Consider the following 21,810-nt stretch of genomic DNA (forward strand, 5'->3'; position numbering starts at 1 on the left):
CCGAGAGCCCGGTCGGCGCGTTCGCCTTAAGTTCAGTGTTCAGATAACCACTTGGATATCCGAATTCCCGATCAAGCAAAAAAAATGGGCTGGATTTCCCCGCCCACTGACTATGACTTAGCGAAAGTCGGATTGTACTCCGGCGAACATCCCTAAGCAAGTCCTGGGCCCGCTATTTCCTTCTGGAGCCGCAGCGTACAAGCCACGCCCCCAGGACGCCTGGCAGCCCCGGAGCCCTCCAGGCCTCACCCGGGAGCCAGTCTGCCATGCCAGAATGACGGGCTCTAGACACTGTGGAGACATTATGGGATTTCTCGCAGGCAAGCGCCTCCTGATCACCGGCCTGCTCTCGAACCGCTCGATCGCGTACGGCATTGCCAAGGCCTGCCGTCGCGAAGGCGCCGAGCTGGCATTCAGCTACGTCGGTGAGCGTTTCAAGGACCGGATCACCGAGTTCGCCCGCGAGTTCGATTCCGACCTGATTTTCGACTGCGACGTGGGCGACGATGTGCAGATCGAAGCCCTCTTCACACAGCTTCGCGAGCGCTGGCCTAGCTTCGACGGCTTTGTGCACTCGATCGGCTTCGCGCCGCGTGAAGCCATCGCCGGCGATTTCCTCGAGGGCTTGTCGCGCGAGTCCTTCCGCATCGCGCACGACATCTCGTCGTACAGCTTCCCGGCGCTCGCGAAGGCGGCCGCCCCGATGCTCAAGCCCAACGCCGCGCTGCTGACCCTCACCTACCTCGGCGCCGAGCGCTATGTGCCCAACTACAACACGATGGGCCTGGCCAAGGCCTCGCTGGAGGCAAGCGTGCGCTACCTCGCCCACAGCCTGGGCCAGAAAGGCGTGCGGGTGAACGGCATCTCGGCCGGTCCGATCAAGACGCTGGCTGCCAGCGGCATCAAGGGCTTCGGCAAGATCCTCGACGTCGTCGAGCAGAACGCACCGTTGCGTCGCAACGTCACGATCGACGACGTGGGCAACGTCGCCGCCTTCCTGCTGTCCGATCTGGCCGCGGGCGTGACCTCGGAGATCATGTATGTAGACGGCGGCTTCAGCCATGTGATGGCGGCGCCGGAGAGCGCCTGAGCGAGTTCGACCGGCCCAGCGGCAGGACGCTGCCGCGGCTTTCAAACCGCTGATCTTGTCGAGCAGCAAAAAGACCCGCCGCGGCGGGTCTTTTTCGTGCCGGCGCGCCAGGCGCGTCAGAGCGTCTGCAGGATCTCGCGGCGCTTCTGCTGATATTCCTCTTCGCTGATCAGGTTCTGATCGCGCAAGCGCTTGAGCGTGCGAAGGCGCTGTTCCTGCTCCTCGTAAAAGCGCCCGTCGCGTGACGCTGCGGGCGCCGGGGCGGGGGCCGCGGCCGGCACTGCCGGCGTAGCGGCGGGCACGGGCGCAGGCGCAGCATTCGCGGGTGCCGGGGCCACGCCGGGGGCCGGGGGCGCGGCAGGGGTGGCAGCCGCCCCAGCCGGGGCCGCGACCGGGTTGCCGGCCTGCTGCGACAGCGGGAACGACAGCCAGTCGGGCCGGCGCGCCGCGCCGGCGGACGAGGTCAGTTGGGCGGTGCCTGCCGACGCCCGTGAGCCGAACTTGAAATCGGGCAGGATGCGGCTGCCGCGGTAGGCATCGACGAAGTCGAGCCGGGTGTCGTGGACGATGACCTGCAGCCGCCCGTCCTGCACGAACAGGCGTGCGGTCACGCCGTAGGCCGTGCTGAAGATGCCCGCGCCGCGCTTCGAGGTGCTCAGCAGCAGCACGTCGTGACCTGGGCTGGCGTGCTTGAAGGCGCTCGACAGCGCCCACACCACATCCTTCAGTTCCTCGGGGTGGAACAGCGGCTCGTTTTGGCCCTTGACGCTGATGGTGATGCTGCCCAGCGATTGCGTCAGCACGTCCTGCGGCACGTTGGCGGGGTGCTGATTGGCGGCACCCGGCTCTGCCGCATCGAGTTTGACCTTGCTGAATTCACCCAGCGTCCATTCGCGGCGGCTGCTGGCCGGCGCCGCTTGCTCCTGGGTGGCCTGGCTGTTGCCCTTGTCGGACGAGCCGAACAAGAAGTCCATCACGCCCGCTCGTGCAGGCGCGGAGAACAAGACCAGGGCGGCGGCCGCAGCGCAGACGGCGGCGGCCGGATGGGGACGTTGAACCATGTTGCTCCTCGTTGTGGCTCTACTGGGATGGCGACGGGGTGCGCATCGCGCTACGGCAGTTCATCCAACGCGCGTGCGGCGCCGATCAAGGCCGGCGCGCGCGCCTGCACGACAAAGGTGGCGATGCCTTCGAGATACGGCCGGAACCGCCCCTTGTCTTCGAAGCGCTGCCGGAACGTCGAGCGGTCGAACCACTCGCCCAGGCGCGGAACGATACCACCACCGATGTAGACGCCACCCAGGGCGCCCAGCGTCAGCGCGATGTTGCCGGCGACGTTGCCGAGGAAACTGCAGAACAGCGCCAACGCGGTGACGCACTGGCGATTCGCGCCAACCACTGCCGCAGCCGAAATGTCGGCTGCAGTCATCGGTTGCGCCACCACACCGTCAACGTCGCACACCGCCTGATAGAGGTTGAGCAGGCCCATCCCGGACACCGCTCGCTCTGCCGACACATGGCCGAACCGTTGGCGCAGCACCCGCAGCACCGCCTCCTCGAGATCGTCCATGGCCGCGAGGGTGGCATGGCCGCCTTCGCCGTTGATGGGGATGGCCCCGTGCCCCGCCACGGCCGGCAGCAGGCCGGACACGCCGAGGCCGGTACCCGGGCCGACCAGGCCGAGCGGCGCATGCGGCACTGCAGAACCTCCCCCGACCTGGCGGACTTCGTCGGCGCCCAACGCCGGCAGCGACAGCGCCAGCGCGGTGAAGTCGTTGATGACCAGAAAGCGGTCCATCGCCAGACGCCGCTGAACCTCGGAGATCGAGAACGACCAGTGGTGGTTGGTCATCTGCACCCGGTCACCCACCACCGGATTGGCGATGCCGATCGCACACCAGCGCGGCGAACCCAGCCGGTGATCGTCGAGGAATCGCTGCATCGCGTCCTGCAGCGTGGCGTGCTCGGCACACGCATAGGTGGTGGTGTGGAGGAGCGGCGCGCCGCGCTCGGTGATCCACGCAAAACGCGCGTTGGTGCCACCGACGTCGCCCACCATGCGTGGGAATGTTGTTGTTGCTTGCAATCGAACCCCGCGTGAACGGAAGGAAGGAGGATGGGTTGAAGACCTCGAGCGGCGACGCAAGAAGGCGCCGCCCGGGCCGAGCATGCCGGAGCAGCGGACGACGACGGACACCCGCAGACACCGACGACAGGCGCGACACCGCCGCTCCTGTAGCCAAACTACAGCGTCATGGTAGTCAAGGGAAATGTCGATGTCCAGCCCAACCGATGTTGTTCTCCGTCGATCGTGCACTGCAACACGCGGCAAGACCCGGGTTAACCCTCGTTCACGCGCCGTAGTTTCGTTACTAAAGTTCGCCCCGTTGGAAAACTACAGGGCCCGATGTAGTCGGGCTACTGGTTGCTGCATAACGGAGACGGCCCTCGTGATCCCCCTGCCCTTCGTCCTAGACCCTATGCCCGGCACGTCGGGCGGCTGTGCTCGCACCGCCACGGGTCCCTGGCAGTTGTCGCGGTGCCGTACGGCCCCGTGCTCCTCCACTGGACGGCGATCGGCCCCTTTCTCCCGGAGTTCTTCTCAAGAGAGCGAGTTGGCGGCGCCCCTCGGGGCGTCGCCTCTTTTTTCGACGCCTGCTGCTCGCCGCGACGGCCCGAGCCCGGTGCTGCTTTCTTGTCGTGGCGCGACGTCGCCGCGCCGCACCCCATCCCCAACCGCTGGAGCCCGAGCCTGAAGGCAGGCCGGACCCTGGCATTCACCACCCAAGCAGAAAACGAGGAGTATCCCGATGAGAGGAACATTCAAGCTGTTGGCCGTCGCCGCTGCGGCAGCCAGCGCCGTGGGCGCCGCGCAGGCCCAAGGCATCGAGTTCACCGGCTATTTCCGCACCGGTGTCGGCAGTTCCGACGAGGGCAGCAAACAGGTGTGCTTCAGTGCGCCGAGCGCGGGGGCCAAGTACCGCCTGGGCAATGAGTGCGAAACCTACGGCGAGCTGGCGCTTGCGCTGCCGTTCGGCAAAAAGGACGGCGGCGCCTGGGCCAAATACAACACGATGATCGCGACGATCGAGAAGAACGCCGCCAACACCTTCGAAAGCGTCAACGGCGGCAAGTACGACATCGCAAGCCGCCAGAACTACTTCGAAGGCGGCGGTTTCTTCGGCGAAGGCGCTTTGCGCAACGCCAAGGTCTGGGTCGGCAAGCGCTACTACAACCGGCACGACGTTCACATCAACGACTACTACTACTGGACCAACAGCGGACTGGGTGGCGGCATCGAAGATATCGCCATCGGTGCATCGACCAAGCTTGCCTTTGCCTACCACCAAAAAGGCGACGACACCGCCGCGAACGACACCCTGAACGCCCTGAACACGCGCCGGATCTCTGCGAGGATTTATGACGTGCCGGTCAACCCGAACGGCACGTTCGAGACGGAACTGGTCGTGCTCGACGGCGAGAGCGCGGGCGAACCGTACAAGACCAACCCGGACGCGACGCAGACCCTCGTCGGCACGGGCGAAGGCGTGGCCCTGTTCCTGCAGCACAAGCAAACCGGCATTTTGGGCGGCTACAACAAATTCGCCTTCATCTACGGCCAGGATGCGGGCGCCGGCGGCGACCCGACCGGACGCGACGCCGCGGATGTCAAAGGCAAGGAGTTCCGCCTCATCGAGCAACTCTTCATCGCCCCCGAGGGTTCGAACTGGTCCGGCCAGGGTGTGGTCGGCTACCAGCGCTTCAAGCCCGACGGCGGCGACAAGCTGACCTGGTTCACCATCGGCGTGCGTCCGCAGTACAACTTCAGCGACAACTTCAGCCTGGCGGTCGAACTCGGCCACGACCGCACGAAGGTCGACGGTGGCGGCACGGCCAATCTGACGAAGTTCACGATCGCCCCGCAACTGGCCCTCGCCCGGGGCTTCTGGTCGCGGCCGGTGTTCCGCGCCTTCGTCACCTATGCGAAGTGGAACGATGAACTGGTTGCCGCCCACGTCCGAGCCGATTCGGACGGCAAGCTGCCTTTCGAGGGCGTCTATGGCGACAAGGGCGGCAGCGGCGTGACCTACGGCCTCCAGGTAGAGGCCTGGTGGTAAGCAGCCTTTGCTCATCGCGATGATGTAGTGGACTGTCACCCTGGAATGGGAGGCGAGGGACGCGCGAGACGGGGTGCGGTGCAAGGCGCAAAGCACAGCGATGCCCGTTGGCATCGCGAGCATTTGCAACGCCGCACCGCGCCTCGTATCGCGTGGACAGCGACTTCCGATTCCAGGGTGACAGGCCACTAGGGCGCACCAGGGCGGCTCCGCCGCCCTCACCGTCATGTGCAGCGAGCCTGCACATGCCCGTGAGCTTCCCCGCCCTTCCCCTCCTCGAACCCACAACGCGTCTCGTCTCCTATGGACCCGAAAGCACACAAGCAGCAGCCCATCGAAACCGCCTGGTGGCGCGGCGGCGTCATCTACCAGATCTACCCGCGCAGCTTTGCCGACAGCAATGGTGACGGTGTCGGCGACCTGCCGGGCATCATCGAGAAGCTGCCCTATGTGGCCAGCCTCGGCGTCGACGCCATCTGGATCTCGCCCTTCTTCCGCTCGCCGATGAAGGACTTCGGCTACGACATCGCCGACTACCGCGACGTCGACCCCCTGTTCGGACAGCTGGCCGATTTCGACCGCCTGATCGCCCGCGCCCACGAGCTGGGCCTGAAGGTCATGATCGACCAGGTCTTGTCGCACACCTCCGACCAACACGTCTGGTTCAAGGAAAGCCGCAAGAGCCGCACCAATCCCAAGGCCGACTGGTACGTCTGGGCCGACGCCCGTCCCGACGGCACGCCGCCGACCAACTGGCTCAGCGTGTTCGGCGGCTCGGCCTGGCAGTGGGATGCGCAGCGCCGCCAGTACTACCTGCACAACTTCCTGGCCAGCCAGCCCGACCTGAACTTCCACAGCGAAGAAGTGCAGCAGCAGGTGCTGGCCGACATCCGCTTCTGGCTGGAGCGCGGCGTCGACGGTTTCCGCTTCGACGCCTGCAACTTCCATTTCCATGACCGCAAGCTGCGCGACAACCCGCCGGCCAGCAAACGCGACACCAAGACCGTGCAGGACACCAACCCGTACGGCATGCAGGCCCACCACTACGACAAGACGCAGTTCGAGAACATCGCCTTCCTCGAAAAGATCCGCGAGCTGCTGAACGAATTCGGTGCGGCCAGCGTGGGCGAAGTCGGCGACGACAACTCGCTCGCGACGATGGCGGCCTACACCGCCAGCGGCAACAAGCTGCACATGGCCTACAGCTTCAACCTGCTGACCAGCGAAAACACCGCCAGCTACATCCGCAGCCAGGTGGAAGAGTTGGAAGCGGCGATGGACGGCGGCTGGCCCTGCTGGTCGATCGGCAACCACGACGTGCCGCGCGTGCTGACGCGCTGGGGCGGCCCCGGCGCCAGCGCCGACTACAACAAGGTGGCGCTGGCCATGCTGCTATCGCTGCGCGGCAGCGCCTGCTGGTACCAGGGCGACGAACTGGGCCTGCCCGAGGCCGAGATCCCGTTCGAGAAGCTGCAAGACCCCTACGGCATCACCTTCTGGCCGGAGTTCAAGGGCCGCGACGGCTGCCGCACCCCGATGCCGTGGACGCATGACCTGCCCCATGCCGGCTTCAGCGGCCCGATCGCCGTCGAGCCCTGGCTGCCCGTGCCGCACGAACACGCCGAGCGCGCGGTCGACATCAGCGAAGCCGACCCCCGCTCGCCGCTGCATTTCACCCGGCGCTTCCTGGCGTGGCGCAAGGCGCAGGTCGCCCTGGTGTGCGGCGACATCCGCTTCTTCGACGCGCCCGAGCCGGTGCTGGCGCTGCTGCGCACCCCGGCGGCATCGGCCGGCGCGCCCGTGCTTGCCCTGTTCAACCTCGGCACGGCCCCCGTGACACTGACCCTGGACGACGCGCCCGCCACCCGCGTGATGGAAGGCCATGGCTTCGAGCCGGCGCAGTTCGGCGCGCGCAACGGCGCGACGTTCACGCTGCCGCCCTACGGCGCCTACTTCGGCGAAGTGGTCGCCACGGCCCGCCGCTCCTGACACGAACGATCGAACGCATCACCTGCAAGACCGATGGCAAACCTGCAACTGAAAGACCTGCGCAAGTCCTATGGCGACGTGCAGACCCTGCACGGCATCGACCTCGAGATCCGTGACGGCGAGTTCATCGTCTTCGTCGGCCCGTCGGGCTGTGGCAAGTCGACCATGCTGCGCTGCATCGCCGGGCTCGAAGAGATCACCTCGGGCGAGCTGTACATCGGCAGCCAGCGGGTCAACGACGTGCCACCGGCCCAGCGCGGCATCGCGATGGTGTTCCAGAGCTACGCCCTTTACCCGCACATGACGGTGGCCGAGAACATGGCCTTCGGCCTGCGCCTGGCGGGCTACAAGAAGGAAGAGCAGCAGGCCGCGGTGCAACGCGCCGCGCAGATCCTGCAGATCGAGCACCTGCTCGACCGCAAGCCCAAGGCCTTGTCGGGCGGCCAGCGGCAGCGGGTGGCGATCGGCCGCGCCATCGTGCGCAAGCCCGGCGTGTTCCTGTTCGACGAGCCGCTGTCCAACCTCGATGCGGCCTTGCGCGTGCAGATGCGCGTCGAGCTGGCCCGGCTGCACCGCGAGCTGAAGACGACGATGGTCTACGTCACCCACGACCAGGTCGAGGCGATGACGCTGGCGCACCGCATCGTCGTGTTCAACGCCGGTCGGATCGAGCAGGTCGGCACGCCGATGGAGCTGTACCACCAGCCCGCCAACCTGTTCGTCGCCGGTTTCATCGGCTCGCCCAAGATGAACTTCATCCCCGCCACGCTGGTGTCGGCCACGCCAGCCAACGCCCGGGTGCGCCTGGCCGACGGCACTGAGGTGACGGTCGCGGCCGACGCGACACGCCTGGCACCGCAGGCCAAGGTGACGCTGGGCGTGCGCCCGGAGCATGTGCAGGCGGCCACCGCGCACATCGACAACGAACTGCGCGGCGAGGTGCAGCTGGCCGAGCACCTGGGCGACGCCACCTACCTCTATGTGAACGTCGCCGGCGCACAAGGCCCGGTGGTGGTACGTGCCGACCCTGAAAACCCGCTCGGCACCGGCGACATCGCCCACCTCGGCGTGCCGCCGCAACGCGGCTATCTGTTCGATGCCGACGGCAAGGCACTGCCGCGTGTCGCGGCCGGCGCGTGAGGCCGCGGCTTTGATGACTGCAGTCGATCCGAATTTCATCAGCGCCAAAAAGGCAATATCCAAAGGAGCAACGCTATGAGCACCCAACGTCAACGAATCCGGCTGGTCGCCGCGGCCGCCGCGATGGCGCTGTCGGCCGGCTTCGCCAACACAGCCCTCGCCGCCGAAGCCGGCAAGCTGCTGATCTGGATCAACGGCGACAAGGGCTACAACGGCTTGGCCAAGGTCGGCGAGGAGTTCACCAAGCAGACCGGCGTCCAAGTGATCGTCGAGCACCCTGAAGACGCCCCCAACAAATTCCAGCAAGCCGCCGCCGCCGGCAAGGGCCCCGACATCTGGATCTGGCCGCACGACCGCGTCGGCGAGTGGATCGCCGGTGGCCTGCTGCAGCCGGTCAACCCGGGCAAGAAGGTGCAGGCCGACATCGACCCGCTGGGCTGGAAAGCCTTCACGGTGGGCGGGCGCACCTGGGGTTACCCGATCGCGATCGAAGCCGTCTCGCTGATCTACAACAAGGACCTGGTGCCGACCCCGCCCAAGTCGTTCGACGAGGTCATCGCGCTCGACAAGAAGCTGTCTGCGCAAGGCAAGAAGGCGATCCTGTGGGACTACAACAACGCCTATTTCTCGTGGCCGCTGCTGGGCGCCAACGGCGCCTATCCGTTCAAGGCCAAGCCCGACGGCAGCTATGACGCGGCCGACACCGGCGTCAACAACGCAGGCGCGATCAAGGGCGCCGAGCTGCTGGCCAAGCTGGTCAAGGACGGCGTGATGCCGAAGGGCGCGAGCTATTCCGACATGGAAGCCGGCGTCAACCAGGGCAAGGTCGCCATGATGATCAGCGGCCCTTGGGCGTGGGACAACCTGAAGAAGTCGAAGATCAACTTCGGTGTGACCAAGATCCCGACCGTGGCCGGCAAGAAGGCCACACCCTTCGTCGGCGTGCTGGGCGCCATGGTCTCCAAGGCCTCGCCCAACCGCGACATCGCGGTGGAATTCATCGAGAACCACATGCTGACGCCCAAGGGCTTGAAGACCATCGACGCCGACGTGCCGCTCGGCACGCCGGCCAGCAAGGCGTTCTACAGCGAGCTGAAGTCCAACCCCCACATCCAGGCGACGATGGCCAGCGCGCAAGACGGCGCGCCGATGCCCAACAACACCGAGATGGGCCGCTTTTGGTCGTCGATGAACTCGGCGCTGCAAAACATCTCCGAGGGCCGCCAGAGCCCGAAGGAAGCGCTCGACGCGGCGGCCAAGCGCATCAGCGCCAAGTGACCGACCACACGCCGTTCCAGGCGTGAGCAACAACGCAGCCCGGCGCGCAAGGCCGGGCTGCGCCCCCGATGAGGCGCGGGCGCAGTCGCCGGCTTCGTGAACCTCTGCAACATGAACCCCTCTTACGGCTTTCAGCGTTGGGTGGGGCCTGCCGTCGGTCTGGCGCTGGCCCTCGTCTGTCTCTACTTCGTCACGGTCGTGTATGCCGCGGGCGAACTCCTGCTCGCCGGCACCATCTTGCTGGTGGTGGCGCTGGCCGCCTGGGTCTACAGCTCGCAGCGGCTGTACGCCTACCGCTATCTGTTCCCCGGCATCGCCGCCGTGGTGATCTTCGTCGTCTTCCCGATTCTCTACACGGTGGCCATCGGCTTCACCAACTACAGCACCAACAACCTGCTGAAGTTCGAGCGCGCGACCGCCTATTTCCTCGACGAAACCTACCAGGCCGAAGGCCAGACCTACGGTTTCACGCTGCTGCAGCAAGGCGCCCGCTATCGCGCGCGGCTGGAGGACAGCGACAACGACAAGCTCTACCTCACCGGCCCGCTCGACCTCTCGAAAGCCGCAGTCGACGCTGCCGCCGCGGCCAAGGCCGAACATCCCCGTGTGCAAGCCGAGCCTGCCGCCTCGGCCGCCGCCGCTGCCGCTGGCCAGCCGGTGCAGATCAAGGAACTGATCGCGCTGCAGCCGGCGCTGAAGGCCCTCACCGTCGCGCTGCCCGATGGCACCGAAGTGGCGATGACCGGCTTGCGGCAGTTCGGGCCGGTCAAGAAGCTCTACCAGAAGGAAGCCGACGGCTCGCTGGTGAACCAGCAGAACGGCGAGGTGCTCAAGCCCGACTTCGAGGCCGGCTTCTACAAGCGCCCCGACGGCCAGCCCGTGCCCCCGGGCTTCCAGGTCAACGTCGGCTTTCAGCACTTCGAGCGCATCTTCACCGACGAAGCCTTTCGCGAACCGTTCTTGCGCATCTTCGGCTGGACCGTGGTGTTCGCCGGCCTGACCGTGCTGTTCGCCGCCTCGCTGGGCGTGCTGCTGGCGGTGCTGATGAGCTGGGAGGCGCTGCGCTTCAAAGGTGTCTACCAGACCCTGCTGTTTTTGCCCTACGCGGTGCCCGGCTTCATTTCGATCCTGGTGTTCAAGGGCTTGTTCAACAACAACTTCGGCGAGATCAACCTGATCCTCGATGCCTTGTTCGGCCTCAAGCCGGCCTGGTTCTCCGACCCGTTCCTGGCCAAGGTGATGATCCTGATCGTCAACACCTGGCTCGGCTATCCCTACATGATGGTGGTCACGATGGGCTTGATCAAAGCCATCCCGGCCGACCTGTACGAAGCCTCGGCCGTGGCCGGCGCCGGACCGCTGACCAACTTCTTCCGCATCACCGCGCCGCTGGTGCTCAAGCCGCTGACGCCGCTGTTGATCGCCGCCTTCGCGTTCAACTTCAACAACTTCGTGCTGATCAGCCTGCTGACCAACGGCCGGCCCGACTTCCTCGACACCAAGGTGCCAGCGGGCACCACCGACATCCTCGTGTCCTACACCTACCGCATCGCCTTCGAGGACTCGGGGCAGGACTTCGGCCTTGCAGCGGCCATCTCGACGGTGGTGTTCGCGATGGTCGCGCTGTTGTCGTGGATCAACCTGCGGGCCACCCGCATCACGAAGGAAGAGGCGCGCTGAGGGCGCCCGAAGGAGACACCCAGATGGCCATCGTTCTCGACAAGTCGCACCGCTGGCGTGTGGTCGCCGCGCATGCGTTTTTGATCGCACTGGTGTGCGTCGTGATCTTCCCGTTCCTGATGATCTTGTCGATCTCGCTGCGCCCCGGCAACTTCGCCGCCGGCAGCCTGATTCCCGACCAGATCAGCCTGGAACACTGGAAGCTCGCGCTCGGCTTCTCGTACGTGGACGCCGACGGCCGCACCGTCAACCCGCCCTTCCCGGTGCTGCTGTGGCTGTGGAACTCGGTCAAGGTCGCCACGCTGTCGGCGCTGCTGATGGTGCTGCTGTCGACCACCGCCGCCTATGCCTTCGCCCGCATGAAGTTCCGCGGCAAGTCGCAAGCGCTGTCGGCGCTGATGTTGATCCAGATGTTCCCCGCCGTGCTGGCGCTGGTGGCCATCTATGCGATCTTCGACCGCATCGGCAACGTGTTCCCGCTGTTTGGCATCGACAGCCATGCGTCGTTGCTGCTCGCATATGCGGGCGGCATCGGGCTGCATGTCTGGACCATCAAAGGGTACTTCGACACCATCCCGGCCGAGATCGAAGAGGCGGCCAAGGTCGACGGCGCGTCGCCGTGGCAGGCGTTCCGGCTGGTGCTGCTGCCGATGGCGGTGCCCATCCTGATGGTCGTGTTCCTGCTCGCCTTCATCGGCGCCATCATCGAATACCCGGTGGCCTCGGTGCTGTTGAGCGAGGAACGGCGCTTGACCTTGGCGGTCGGCTCGCGGCTGTTCCTCTACGAGCAGCGCTACCTGTGGGGCGACTTCGCGGCTGCCGCGATCCTGTCGGGTCTGCCGATCACCGCGGTGTTCATCCTGGCCCAGAAATGGATGGTCTCCGGCCTCACGGCCGGCGGCATCAAAGGCTGACCGTCCGGGCTGCCACCAGAGGCGCCACAGCGGCGCCCTTCCCTTGTCGTCATCGGGACTTCCATGCGCTACCGTCCGCTCTCGCGCCGCCTGGCCCTGTCGCTGCTGCTCGCCGCCGCGCTGGCCGGCTGCACCGCCACCCCGCCGGCTCCCGCCGCTGCAACTGCAACTGCTACTGCTGCTGCGCCCGCACCTGCTGTGCCGGTGGCGGTCCCCGGCAGTTTTGCCGACAACCCCATCGTCTACTTCGTCGTGACCGACCGTTTTCTCAACGGCAACCCGGCGAACGACCATGCTTACGGACGCCAGCGCGACGGCGAGCAGGACATCGGCACCTTCCATGGCGGCGACCTGAAGGGGCTGACGCAGAAGCTGCGCGAAGGATATTTCCGGGCGCTGGGCGTGAACGCCTTGTGGATCACCGCACCGTATGAACAGATCCACGGCTGGACCGTCGGTGGGCAGAAAGAGTTCAAGCACTACGCCTACCACGGCTACTACGCGCTCGACTACACGGTGCTCGACCGCAACATGGGCACCCCGGAGGAACTGCGCGAGATGGTCGACGAGGCGCATGCCCAGGGCATTCGTGTGCTGTTCGACGTGGTGATGAACCACCCCGGCTACCTCGACCTGCAGACCGCGCGCGACCTCGGCCTCAAGGTGCTATGGCCTGGCGCGGAGCAGGCGACGCTGCGCGACCAGCACAGCTACATCGACTACAACAACTTCGCCTTCGGCGACTGGTGGGGACGCGACTGGGTGCGCGCCGACCTGCCCGGCTACCTTCCAGGCGGGCGCGACGACCTGACGATGCAGGTCGCCTACCTGCCCGATTTCCGCACCGATCACCCGGCGCCGGTCAAACTGCCCAAGTTCCTGCGCGACAAGGCCGACACCCGGGCGACAGACCTGCCCGGCACCTCGGTTCGCGGCTACCTGGTGCACTGGTTGACGCAGTGGGTGCGCGAGTACGGCATCGACGGCTTCCGCGCCGACACGGTGAAGCACGTCGAGCCCGACGCGTGGCGCGAGCTGAAGGCCGCCGGCGTGAAGGCGCTGGCCGAGTGGAAGCGCGAGAACCCGAGCCGCAAGATCGACGATGCGCCGTTCTGGATGGTGGGCGAATACTGGGGCCATGGCGCCCGCCGGAGCGAACTGCACGGGGCGGGCTTCGACGCGATGCTCGATTTCGACTTCCAGCAGCGTGGCGGCCAGTTCGACCAGCCCGAGGCCTTGTTTGCCGAATACGCCCAGGTCTACGCCGGCCGCCCCGGCTTCAACAACCTGGCCTATGTGTCGTCCCACGACACCACCTTGTTCGACCGCAGCCGGCTGTTCGCCGCCGGCACCGCGCTGATGCTCGCGCCCGGCGGCGTGCAGATCTACTACGGCGACGAGACCGGCCGCCCCGCCGGCCCCGCCCCGAAAGGCGACCCGCAGCAGGCGACGCGGTCCGACATGAACTGGGCCGCCATCGACACAGGCCTGCTCGACCACTGGCGCAAGCTGACGCGCTTCCGCGCCCGCCATGTGGCGCTCGCGCGTGGCGAACACCGCCAATTGCAAGACCGCCCCTACGCCTTCACCCGCCACGATGCCGCCACCGGCGACCGGGTGGTGGTGGTGATGGGCGTGACGGCCCCGCTGGTACTCGACGTCAGCGGCAGTTTTGCCGAAGGCGAGACCCTGCAGGACGCCTACAGCGGCCGCACAGTGACGGTGCGCGGCGGCAAGGTGAGCCTGCCCGAGGCACGTTTGGTCCTGCTCGAACGGTGGGCCGCCCCAGCCGCCCGCTCACGCTGAAACGGGCAGGACCGCGATGGCAGCGACCGAAAACATGGTTACAGTGTGGGCAAAGAGCGAATTTCATGCCCGCACTGCACTTGTCCACTTCCCTGTCGGTGCCAGCGCCGGCGCCCGGCGTCCTGCCCAGCGTCGTCCTGGAGCGTGACGTGGCGACCCACCCGATTCCCTACCCCGAGCCGCGGCTGCTGGCCGACATCGGTGCCACCTACGCCCGTTTCTGCCTCGAGCAGGTCAGCGGCCGTTTCGACTACGTGACGGTGCTGCCCTGCGCCGACTATCCCGGCTTCATCGCGGTGATGCAGGCCTATCTCGAGTCGCTGCCGGGCCTCAAGCCACGCCATGCGGCGGTGGCGATCGCCAACCCGATCGAAGGCGATTGGGTGCGCATGACCAACCGCGACTGGGCGTTTTCAATCGAGGAGGCCCAGCGCGCACTGGGCCTGGCCACGCTGCTGGTGGTCAACAATTTCACTGCACTGGCCATGTCGCTGCCCAAGGTCGGCGCGGAGGGGCGCGAGCAGGTCGGCAACGGCGAGCCGCAGACCAACGGCGTGATCGGCCTGCTCGGCCCCGGCACCGGCCTGGGCGTGTCCGGGCTGGTGCCGACCGGCGACCGCTGGACGACACTGGCCACCGAGGGTGGCCATGTGAGCTTTTCGCCGGCCGACGAGCGCGAGCTGAAGGTGCTGACCTACGCGTGGAAGAAGATGTCCCACGTGTCGGCCGAGCGTCTGGTCTCGGGCCCGGGCCTCGAAATCATCTACCAGGCGCTGACCGAGGCCGAGCCCGACGTCGCGCGCGACCTGAGCACGGCCGACATCGTGCAGCGGGCGATCCAGAAGCTGTGCCCGTGGTGCGCTCAGGCCGTCGACTGCTTCTGCAACATGCTGGGCACCGTCGCCTCCAACCTGGCGCTGACGCTGGGCGCCACCGGCGGCATCTACATCGGCGGCGGCATCGTGCCGCGGCTGGGGAGTGCCTTTCTGGCGTCGGGGTTCCGCCAGCGTTTCGAGGCCAAGGGCCGTTTTTCAGGCTACGTGTCGCGCATCCCGACCTACGTGCTGACGGCCGAGAACTCGGTCTTCCACGGCGTCTCGTCGCTGCTGGCCGAGCATGTGCCGGCGCACGAGGGCGGCAATCCGCTGATGGAGCGGGTGCGCGTCGCGCGCAACAGCCTGTCGCCGGCCGAGAAGCGCGTCGCCGACGTGGTGCTGGAGAACCCGCGCACGGTGCTCAACGACGCCATCGCGGTGATCGCGCAAATGGCCGAGGTGAGCCAGCCGACGGTGATCCGTTTTTGCCGGTCGCTGGGCTTTCAGGGATTGGCTGATTTCAAGCTCAAGCTCGCGTCCGGGCTGACCGGCAACATCCCCGTGCAGCGGACGCAGGTGCGCCGCCAGGACGCGACGCCCGATTTGTGCGCCAAGGTGCTCGACAACACCATCTCGGCCATCGTGCAGTTCCGCGAGTCGCTCAATGTCGACGCGGTCGACCGGGCCATCACGATCCTGCGTGACGCCAAGCGGGTCGAGTTCTATGCGATGGGCAATTCGGCGGTGGTGGCGGTCGACGCCCAGCACAAGCTGTTCCGCTTCCGCATCCCGTCGGTGGCCCACACGGATGCGTCGATGCAGACGCTGGCCGCCGAGTTGCTGGGCCCGCAGGACGTTGCAGTGTTCATCTCCAGCTCCGGTCAGCCGCCCGAGCTGGTGCGCGCGGCCGGCATGGCGCACGAGCGCGGCGCCGCCGTCATCTGCATCACCTCCAGCAAGTCGCCGCTGGCGCGCAAGGCCACCGTGTGCGTGCCGGTCGACCATGGCGAGGAAGGCTCGACCTTCATCTCGATGATCTCGCGCATCCTCCACCTGCTGGTGGTCGACATGGTGTCGGTCGGGGTGGCGATGCGCCGCGAGACCGGCGGCAACGTGCCGCGCCTGGGAAGCCCGGGCGAAGGCGGGAGCGCCGGCGCGCCGGGCGTGCTGATCTCGCACGTCGTGTAGCGCGCGGCGCCCCGCGGCCGCCGTACCTGGCGGCCGCGACGCCGCCTCAGTCCTGCTTCACGCAGTCGACGTAGTACACACCTTCGCCGGTGTCGTCGATCTCTTCCACCAGCCCGTGCACGTCGGTGTCGAAGCCCGGGAACTTGCGGTTGAACTCGCGTGCGAAGCGCAGGTAGTCGACGATCTTCTTGTTGAAGCGTTCCCCCGGGATCAGCAGCGGGATGCCCGGCGGGTACGGCGTCAGCAGCGAGGTCGTCACCCGGCCTTCGAGCAGATCGATCTCGACCCGCTCGGTCTCGCGGTGGGCGATGCGCGCATAGGCGTCGCTCGGCTTCATCGCCGGGTGCAGGTCAGACAAATACATGTCGGTGACCAGCCGCGCGATGTCGCTCTTGGCGTACATCTCGTGGATGCTCTGGCACAGGTCGCGCAGGCCGACGCGCTCGTAGCGCGGCTGCTGCGCGCAGAACTCCGGCAGGATGCGCCACATCGGCTGGTTCTTGTCGTAGTCGTCCTTGAACTGCTGCAGCGCGGTCAGCAAGGTGTTCCAGCGGCCCTTCGTGATGCCGATGGTGAACATGATGAAGAACGAATAAAGCCCGGTCTTCTCGACGATGACACCATGCTCGGCCAGGTATTTCGTGACGATGCTGGCCGGGATGCCCGTTTTGGAGAACTTGCCGTTCAGGTCCAGCCCCGGCGTCACCACGGTCGACTTGATCGGGTCGAGCATGTTGAAGCCATCGGCCAGCGGGCCGAAGCCGTGCCACTTGGCATCGCCCTTGATGATCCAGTCCTCGCGCTCGCCGATGCCGGAGGCGGCCAGTTTCTCGGGGCCCCAGACCTTGAACCACCAGTCGCGCCCGAACTCTTTTTCGACCTTGCGCATCGCACGACGGAAGTCGAGTGCTTCACGGATGCTCTCCTCCACCAGCGCCGTACCGCCGGGGGGCTCCATCATCGCCGCCGCCACGTCGCACGACGCGATGATCGCGTACTGCGGCGAGGTGGAGGTGTGCATCAGGTAGGCCTCGTTGAACAAATGCCGGTCGAGCTTGCGGTTGTGCGAGTCCTGCACCAGGATTTGCGAGGCCTGGCTCAGCCCGGCCAGCATCTTGTGCGTCGACTGGGTCGAGAACACCAGCGACTCCTGCGTGCGTGCGCGGTCCTTGCCCATCGCGTGCATGCCGGCATAGAAGTCGTGGAAGGCCGCGTGCGGCAGCCAGGCCTCGTCGAAGTGCAGCGTGTCGATGTAGCCGTCCAGCATCGACTTGATGGTCTCGGTGTTGTAGAGCACACCGTCGTAGGTGCTTTGCGTCAGCGTCAGGATGCGCGGCTTGACCTTCTTCGGGTCGACACCCTTCAGCAAGGGGTTGGCGGCAATCTTGCGCTCGATCGCCTCGCGGCTGAACTCGCTTTGCGGGATGGGCCCGATGATGCCGTAGTGGTTGCGGGTCGGCGTCAGGAACACCGGCACCGCGCCGGCCATGATGATGGCGTGCAGGTTGGACTTGTGGCAGTTGCGGTCGACCACCACCACGTCACCCGGTGCGACGGTGTGGTGCCAGACCATCTTGTTCGAGGTCGACGTGCCGTTGGTGACGAAGAAACAATGGTCGGCATTGAAGATGCGCGCCGCATTGCGCTCCGACGCCGCCACCGGGCCGGTGTGGTCGAGCAGCTGGCCCAGCTCCTCCACTGCGTTGCAGACGTCGGCCCGCAGCATGTTCTCACCGAAGAACTGGTGGAACATCTGGCCGATCGGGCTCTTCAGAAACGCGACGCCACCCGAGTGCCCCGGGCAGTGCCACGAATACGAACCGTCTTGCGCATAGTGCACCAGCGCGCGGAAGAACGGCGGCGCCAGCGAGTCGAGGTAGCTGCGCGCCTCACGGATGATGTGGCGCGCGACAAACTCCGGCGTGTCCTCGAACATGTGAATGAAGCCGTGCAGCTCTTTGAGCACGTCGTTCGGGATGTGCTGCGAGGTGCGCGTCTCGCCGTACAGATAGATCGGGATTTCCGCGTTCTTGAAGCGGATTTCGCTGACGAAGGCGCGCAGGCTCTTCAGTGCCGTGTCGACCTCTTCCTTCGAGCCGGCGCCGAACTCCTCGTCGTCGATCGACAGGATGAACGCGCTGGCGCGGCTTTGCTGCTGGGCGAACTGCGACAGGTCGCCGTAGCTGGTGACCCCTAGCACCTCGAAGCCTTCCTTCTGGATGGCGTCGGCGAGGGCGCGGATGCCCAACCCCGACGCGTTTTCCGAGCGGAAGTCTTCGTCGATGATCACGATGGGGAAGCGGAAACGCAGCATGGGGGGAGCCTCCGTACAGCCGGGTCGAAAAGCAAAAGCGCGAAGTGTAGAGCTTCCGGTCGACCACGTGATGTCCGAGCGCAGCAAACCTCGTGCGCACCGCAGGGCGAACACCGTACACTGCCCAACACCGGTGCACGCGCCGGAGCCGCTGCCGGCCTCGAACGGCTCGCCGTGGCGCACTGGCGGCCGGCGCCGGCGGTACACAGGAGACAAACGGGTCATGGAACTGAACGTTTCGACATGGTGGTGGATCGCGGCCGGCATTGCCGTCGCGGCCGAACTGGCCACCGGCACTTTCTATTTGCTGATGCTCGCGCTCGGCCTCGCGGCCGGGGCCCTCGCCGCGCATGCCGGCTTGGGGTTCTCGGCGCAGCTGCTCGTCGCCGCTGTGGCGGGCGGCGGCGCGGTGGCCTTGTGGCGTTGGCGGCGCGGTCCCACGGCGGCAGCGTCGTCCCCGGGCGCCGACCGCGACGTGATCCTTGACGTGGGAGAACGGGTGGTGGTCGCAGCCTGGGACGGCAACACGGCCCGGGTGCGCTATCGCGGCGCCGAGTGGAGCGCACGCTACGCCGGCAGCGGCGAGCCGTTGCCCGGCTCCTATGCCATCCGGGCGGTGGACGGCAACGTCCTGGTGCTCGTGCCGGCCGCCTGAACCCTGCTGTCACTCGACCGATTCGACATTTATCTTCCACGCAACGGAGGGACACTTCATGGAATACCTGGCCCTGGTGCTGCTGGCGATCGCCGCCATCTTCGTCGTTCGTTCGCTCAAGGTGGTACCGCAGCAGCATGCGCTGGTGGTCGAACGCCTGGGCCGCTACTACGCCACCTTCGCGCCCGGCCTCAACATCCTGGTGCCGTTCGTCGACCGGGTGGCCTACAAGCACTCGCTGAAAGAGATCCCACTCGACGTGCCCAGCCAGGTCTGCATCACCCGCGACAACACCCAGCTGACGGTCGACGGCATCCTCTACTTCCAGGTGACCGACCCGATGCGGGCCAGCTATGGCTCGTCGAACTACATCGTCGCGATCACGCAACTGGCCCAGACTACCTTGCGCTCGGTGATCGGCCGCATGGAGCTGGACAAGACCTTCGAGGAGCGCGACGCGATCAACGCGGCAGTGGTGAATGCGCTCGACGAAGCCGCGCAGACCTGGGGCGTCAAGGTGCTGCGCTACGAGATCAAGGACCTGACGCCGCCCGCCGAGATCTTGCGCTCGATGCAGCAGCAGATCACGGCCGAGCGCGAGAAGCGCGCGCTGATCGCCGCATCGGAGGGCCGCAAGCAGGAGCAGATCAACATCGCGACCGGCGAACGCGAGGCGTTCATCGCGAAGTCAGAAGGCGAGAAGCAGGCGGCGATCAACCGGGCGCAGGGGGAGGCGGCGGCCATCATCGCGGTGGCGGCGGCGTCGGCTGAGGCCATCGGCCGTATTGCCGCGGCCATCCGGGAGCCGGGTGGCATCGAGGCGGTGAACCTCAAGGTGGCCGAAAAGGCGGTCGAGGCGTTTGGCGAGCTGGCGCAGAAGACCAACACGATGATCGTGCCGGGCAACATGAGCGAGGTGTCGGGGTTGATCGGCAGCGCGATGACTTTGCTGAAGAAGACGCCCCCGCCGGGCGGCGCCGCGCCGGGAATGCGCTGAGGCGCGGTAGGGCCGACTCTTCTCGGCGCGGCAGTTCGCGCCCTGCCCTTCAACTTGCGGCAGGCCGGCGCCGAGATGAATGAATGGGGTCTGGCGGGTTCGTAGCGCCAGCATCAGTCGGATCGCGCAAAGCATTCGCTCCAACGCCCCAACTGTTGCTACAATGGCGGGCTTCGCGCCCACCACAGCGCGACCGGACATGTTCCGGCAGGATACTGGAGAGATGGATGAGTGGTTTAAGTCGCACGCCTGGAAAGCGTGTGTGGGTTAATAGCCCACCGCGGGTTCGAATCCCGCTCTCTCCGCCACAAAACCGGTTTTGATGGCGTTTTCGACGGTCTTCCCGCCTTGCCCATCAACTCACCCATCATCTAAGCAACACGCTTGATCAACGGCCCTTTCGAGGGCCGTTTCTTTTTGGCGCGGCTCGTTCGGTGCCGGCAACGCGGGGCTATCAGCGACGCCAGGCCGAGGCACCACCATCCGGTAATGGTCGAGAACACATCCAGTCCTACTGCCTGCTCGAGGTGCTGTCGCGCTTGGTCAGTTCGCTTTTGGGGGACTGGTAGAACCCCCTGACTGATGGACTCTTGGAAATGTAGGTTGCCGTGGCGATGGCCAGTCCGGCCCAGCAAATCCGTGCGGCCAAACCGAGTGCTGATTGAGCAGCAAACAATGGCAGAAGCAACGACAAGACGCCGGCGGCGTAGAGAAGGTATGTCAGAGCTGTGGCAGCCCATTGCTTGCCGAATAATGCGCTGAGGCCGAGGGCGGCAAACAGCGCCGGCCAAAGCACGGCGGGAAAATGCGGTCCATTCGAGAGGGCAATCAGAAGGACCTTGCTGAAAATGACGAGCGCGAGCAGGGCGACGAGTGGACGGGGCGCCGAGTTGACCATGTTGCTTGATATTCCGTGGTAAGCCTCCGTCCGCGTACAAAACCTTTGCCGCCTGCGAACCGGGTGGGGACAACGCGACGGATGTATTTGGTGGCGCTGCCATCGCGCCGCTCCCGGCGGATATCGGGCACCCTCGCCCCGATATCCGCCGCCTAGATATCGGCAGGTTCATCAGACCCGGAAGTCGAAACAGCGTCGTTTCCTTTGCCGAATCTACCGGGGTTTGTCTGCATCTTCCTCGTTGTACAAACTGAACTCGATGTCCTCTCCGTACTTCTGCCTGAGCTGGCGCTCCGCATCGCCCAAATCGTCAGCGAGTACCGTTGTCCGTTCGCCTGGCTTGTCGGGATCGCTACTCCAAACCATGGCTTGATACACGCGCTTGTTCTCGTTCATCAAACGGGCCTCCGTCATCCAATGCATGCCAGACAAGCCCGCTGTCGCAGACCCATCGGCGTGCCAGCCGCTGAACAGAAAAGTGATCTGGCCCGTTGCCGTCTCGGCGAATTCGTAGACCTGCTCCCGGGATATTGCCGAACCTTGCTACGTCCGCTTTAAGAACAAGGCGCCACCCTTGCCCGGCTTTAACGGCACCCGCAAATCACGTTGACCGTCTCGGATGTCAAAATGAGTCCTCAGACTCCGATACCGTCTCTGCGATGGCTACGGGCGTCTGACCGGCAGTCAGAACAAGCCTTCCACCCTTCGGTGGGAGCCTCGGTTCCATATCCTCGGTTAGTGCAAAGATCTTTGCCCTCTCCCACGGCCCGCGCGCTCCGGCTGCACTTTCAAATTTGACAAACACACTGAAGAGGTCGTCTGCTCCGAGTTCTTCTCTGTAGCAGGTCAGGCCAGCTGTAGCTTCGCGGGTCGGCTGATCAACCAACCAACACAATGTTGCGAGGACACCTCGGCGACGTGTGATCTG

The 21,810-nt window shown here is 65.9% G+C and carries 16 protein-coding genes and 1 tRNA gene; 12 read left to right on the forward strand and 5 right to left on the reverse strand.

Annotated features, from left to right (window positions below):
• Positions 1–304: 304 nt before the first annotated feature.
• Complete coding sequence (gene fabI, locus AAW51_RS15025; protein WP_047195254.1) at positions 305–1,090, forward strand: enoyl-ACP reductase FabI; 786 nt, start codon at positions 305–307, stop codon at positions 1,088–1,090.
• A gap of 116 nt (positions 1,091–1,206) precedes the next feature.
• Here the strand turns inward: fabI and AAW51_RS15030 are convergent, their stop codons facing one another.
• On the reverse strand, positions 1,207–2,151 hold the full coding sequence (locus AAW51_RS15030) for an SHOCT domain-containing protein (protein ID WP_083438309.1): 945 nt from the start codon (positions 2,149–2,151) through the stop codon (positions 1,207–1,209).
• A gap of 50 nt (positions 2,152–2,201) precedes the next feature.
• Positions 2,202–3,149, reverse strand: a complete 948-nt coding sequence (locus AAW51_RS15035; protein ID WP_047195256.1) for a glucokinase — start codon at positions 3,147–3,149, stop codon at positions 2,202–2,204.
• A gap of 751 nt (positions 3,150–3,900) precedes the next feature.
• Here AAW51_RS15035 and AAW51_RS15040 point away from each other — a divergent pair.
• The 8 genes from AAW51_RS15040 (at position 3,901) to AAW51_RS15075 (ending at position 16,018) form a co-directional block, all read left to right on the forward strand.
• A complete protein-coding gene (locus AAW51_RS15040; protein WP_047195257.1) occupies positions 3,901–5,208 on the forward strand; it encodes a maltoporin in 1,308 nt (435 codons plus the stop codon).
• 303 nt (positions 5,209–5,511) lie between these two features.
• Entirely contained in the window at positions 5,512–7,197 is a 1,686-nt protein-coding gene (locus AAW51_RS15045; protein ID WP_047195258.1) for an alpha-glucosidase, read from the forward strand.
• Positions 7,198–7,230: 33 nt separating this feature from the next.
• Entirely contained in the window at positions 7,231–8,337 is a 1,107-nt protein-coding gene (locus AAW51_RS15050; RefSeq protein WP_047195259.1) for an ABC transporter ATP-binding protein, read from the forward strand.
• Positions 8,338–8,412: 75 nt separating this feature from the next.
• Entirely contained in the window at positions 8,413–9,615 is a 1,203-nt protein-coding gene (malE, locus tag AAW51_RS15055; RefSeq protein ID WP_047195260.1) for a maltose/maltodextrin ABC transporter substrate-binding protein MalE, read from the forward strand.
• A gap of 111 nt (positions 9,616–9,726) precedes the next feature.
• Positions 9,727–11,295: a maltose ABC transporter permease MalF gene (gene malF / locus AAW51_RS15060; protein WP_047197857.1), complete on the forward strand. Its 1,569-nt coding sequence runs from the start codon at positions 9,727–9,729 to the stop codon at positions 11,293–11,295.
• A 23-nt stretch (positions 11,296–11,318) separates the two neighbouring features.
• Positions 11,319–12,209, forward strand: a complete 891-nt coding sequence (gene malG / locus AAW51_RS15065) for a maltose ABC transporter permease MalG (RefSeq protein WP_047195261.1) — start codon at positions 11,319–11,321, stop codon at positions 12,207–12,209.
• Positions 12,210–12,272: 63 nt separating this feature from the next.
• Entirely contained in the window at positions 12,273–14,015 is a 1,743-nt protein-coding gene (locus AAW51_RS15070; RefSeq protein ID WP_083438310.1) for an alpha-amylase family glycosyl hydrolase, read from the forward strand.
• Positions 14,016–14,080: 65 nt separating this feature from the next.
• Positions 14,081–16,018, forward strand: coding sequence for a glucokinase (locus AAW51_RS15075; protein ID WP_053013596.1), 1,938 nt, complete (start codon positions 14,081–14,083; stop codon positions 16,016–16,018).
• A 46-nt stretch (positions 16,019–16,064) separates the two neighbouring features.
• Here AAW51_RS15075 and AAW51_RS15080 read toward each other — a convergent pair whose 3' ends face one another.
• A complete protein-coding gene (locus tag AAW51_RS15080) occupies positions 16,065–18,332 on the reverse strand; it encodes an arginine/lysine/ornithine decarboxylase (RefSeq protein ID WP_047195262.1) in 2,268 nt (755 codons plus the stop codon).
• A 223-nt stretch (positions 18,333–18,555) separates the two neighbouring features.
• Between AAW51_RS15080 and AAW51_RS15085 the strand changes: the two genes are divergently transcribed.
• The 3 genes from AAW51_RS15085 (at position 18,556) to AAW51_RS15095 (ending at position 20,292) form a co-directional block, all read left to right on the forward strand.
• Complete coding sequence (locus AAW51_RS15085; RefSeq protein ID WP_047195263.1) at positions 18,556–18,987, forward strand: NfeD family protein; 432 nt, start codon at positions 18,556–18,558, stop codon at positions 18,985–18,987.
• A gap of 58 nt (positions 18,988–19,045) precedes the next feature.
• Positions 19,046–19,984, forward strand: a complete 939-nt coding sequence (locus AAW51_RS15090) for an SPFH domain-containing protein (RefSeq protein WP_047195264.1) — start codon at positions 19,046–19,048, stop codon at positions 19,982–19,984.
• A gap of 217 nt (positions 19,985–20,201) precedes the next feature.
• Positions 20,202–20,292, forward strand: a tRNA-Ser gene (locus AAW51_RS15095).
• Positions 20,293–20,495: 203 nt separating this feature from the next.
• Here the strand turns inward: AAW51_RS15095 and AAW51_RS15100 are convergent.
• Complete coding sequence (locus tag AAW51_RS15100) at positions 20,496–20,882, reverse strand: hypothetical protein (RefSeq protein WP_047195265.1); 387 nt, start codon at positions 20,880–20,882, stop codon at positions 20,496–20,498.
• Positions 20,883–21,095: 213 nt separating this feature from the next.
• Complete coding sequence (locus AAW51_RS15105; protein ID WP_157359906.1) at positions 21,096–21,278, reverse strand: hypothetical protein; 183 nt, start codon at positions 21,276–21,278, stop codon at positions 21,096–21,098.
• Between the last annotated feature and the right edge of the window lie 532 nt (positions 21,279–21,810).

This window comes from Caldimonas brevitalea, from assembly GCF_001017435.1.
GTDB lineage: Bacteria > Pseudomonadota > Gammaproteobacteria > Burkholderiales > Burkholderiaceae_C > Caldimonas > Caldimonas brevitalea.

Excerpts from the sequence above, each read along its gene's own strand:
- malF (WP_047197857.1), top strand. The coding sequence starts at position 9,727 with ATGAACCCCTCTTACGGCTTTCAGCGTTGGGTGGGGCCTGCCGTCGGT.
- AAW51_RS15075 (WP_053013596.1), top strand. The coding sequence starts at position 14,081 with ATGCCCGCACTGCACTTGTCCACTTCCCTGTCGGTGCCAGCGCCGGCG.
- AAW51_RS15090 (WP_047195264.1), top strand. The coding sequence starts at position 19,046 with ATGGAATACCTGGCCCTGGTGCTGCTGGCGATCGCCGCCATCTTCGTC.
- AAW51_RS15045 (WP_047195258.1), top strand. The coding sequence starts at position 5,512 with ATGGACCCGAAAGCACACAAGCAGCAGCCCATCGAAACCGCCTGGTGG.
- AAW51_RS15035 (WP_047195256.1), bottom strand. The coding sequence starts at position 3,149 with ATGGTGGGCGACGTCGGTGGCACCAACGCGCGTTTTGCGTGGATCACC.
- AAW51_RS15080 (WP_047195262.1), bottom strand. The coding sequence starts at position 18,332 with ATGCTGCGTTTCCGCTTCCCCATCGTGATCATCGACGAAGACTTCCGC.
- malG (WP_047195261.1), top strand. The coding sequence starts at position 11,319 with ATGGCCATCGTTCTCGACAAGTCGCACCGCTGGCGTGTGGTCGCCGCG.
- AAW51_RS15040 (WP_047195257.1), top strand. The coding sequence starts at position 3,901 with ATGAGAGGAACATTCAAGCTGTTGGCCGTCGCCGCTGCGGCAGCCAGC.
- malE (WP_047195260.1), top strand. The coding sequence starts at position 8,413 with ATGAGCACCCAACGTCAACGAATCCGGCTGGTCGCCGCGGCCGCCGCG.
- AAW51_RS15050 (WP_047195259.1), top strand. The coding sequence starts at position 7,231 with ATGGCAAACCTGCAACTGAAAGACCTGCGCAAGTCCTATGGCGACGTG.
- AAW51_RS15105 (WP_157359906.1), bottom strand. The coding sequence starts at position 21,278 with ATGAACGAGAACAAGCGCGTGTATCAAGCCATGGTTTGGAGTAGCGAT.
- fabI (WP_047195254.1), top strand. The coding sequence starts at position 305 with ATGGGATTTCTCGCAGGCAAGCGCCTCCTGATCACCGGCCTGCTCTCG.
- AAW51_RS15085 (WP_047195263.1), top strand. The coding sequence starts at position 18,556 with ATGGAACTGAACGTTTCGACATGGTGGTGGATCGCGGCCGGCATTGCC.
- AAW51_RS15070 (WP_083438310.1), top strand. The coding sequence starts at position 12,273 with ATGCGCTACCGTCCGCTCTCGCGCCGCCTGGCCCTGTCGCTGCTGCTC.
- AAW51_RS15100 (WP_047195265.1), bottom strand. The coding sequence starts at position 20,882 with ATGGTCAACTCGGCGCCCCGTCCACTCGTCGCCCTGCTCGCGCTCGTC.
- AAW51_RS15030 (WP_083438309.1), bottom strand. The coding sequence starts at position 2,151 with ATGGTTCAACGTCCCCATCCGGCCGCCGCCGTCTGCGCTGCGGCCGCC.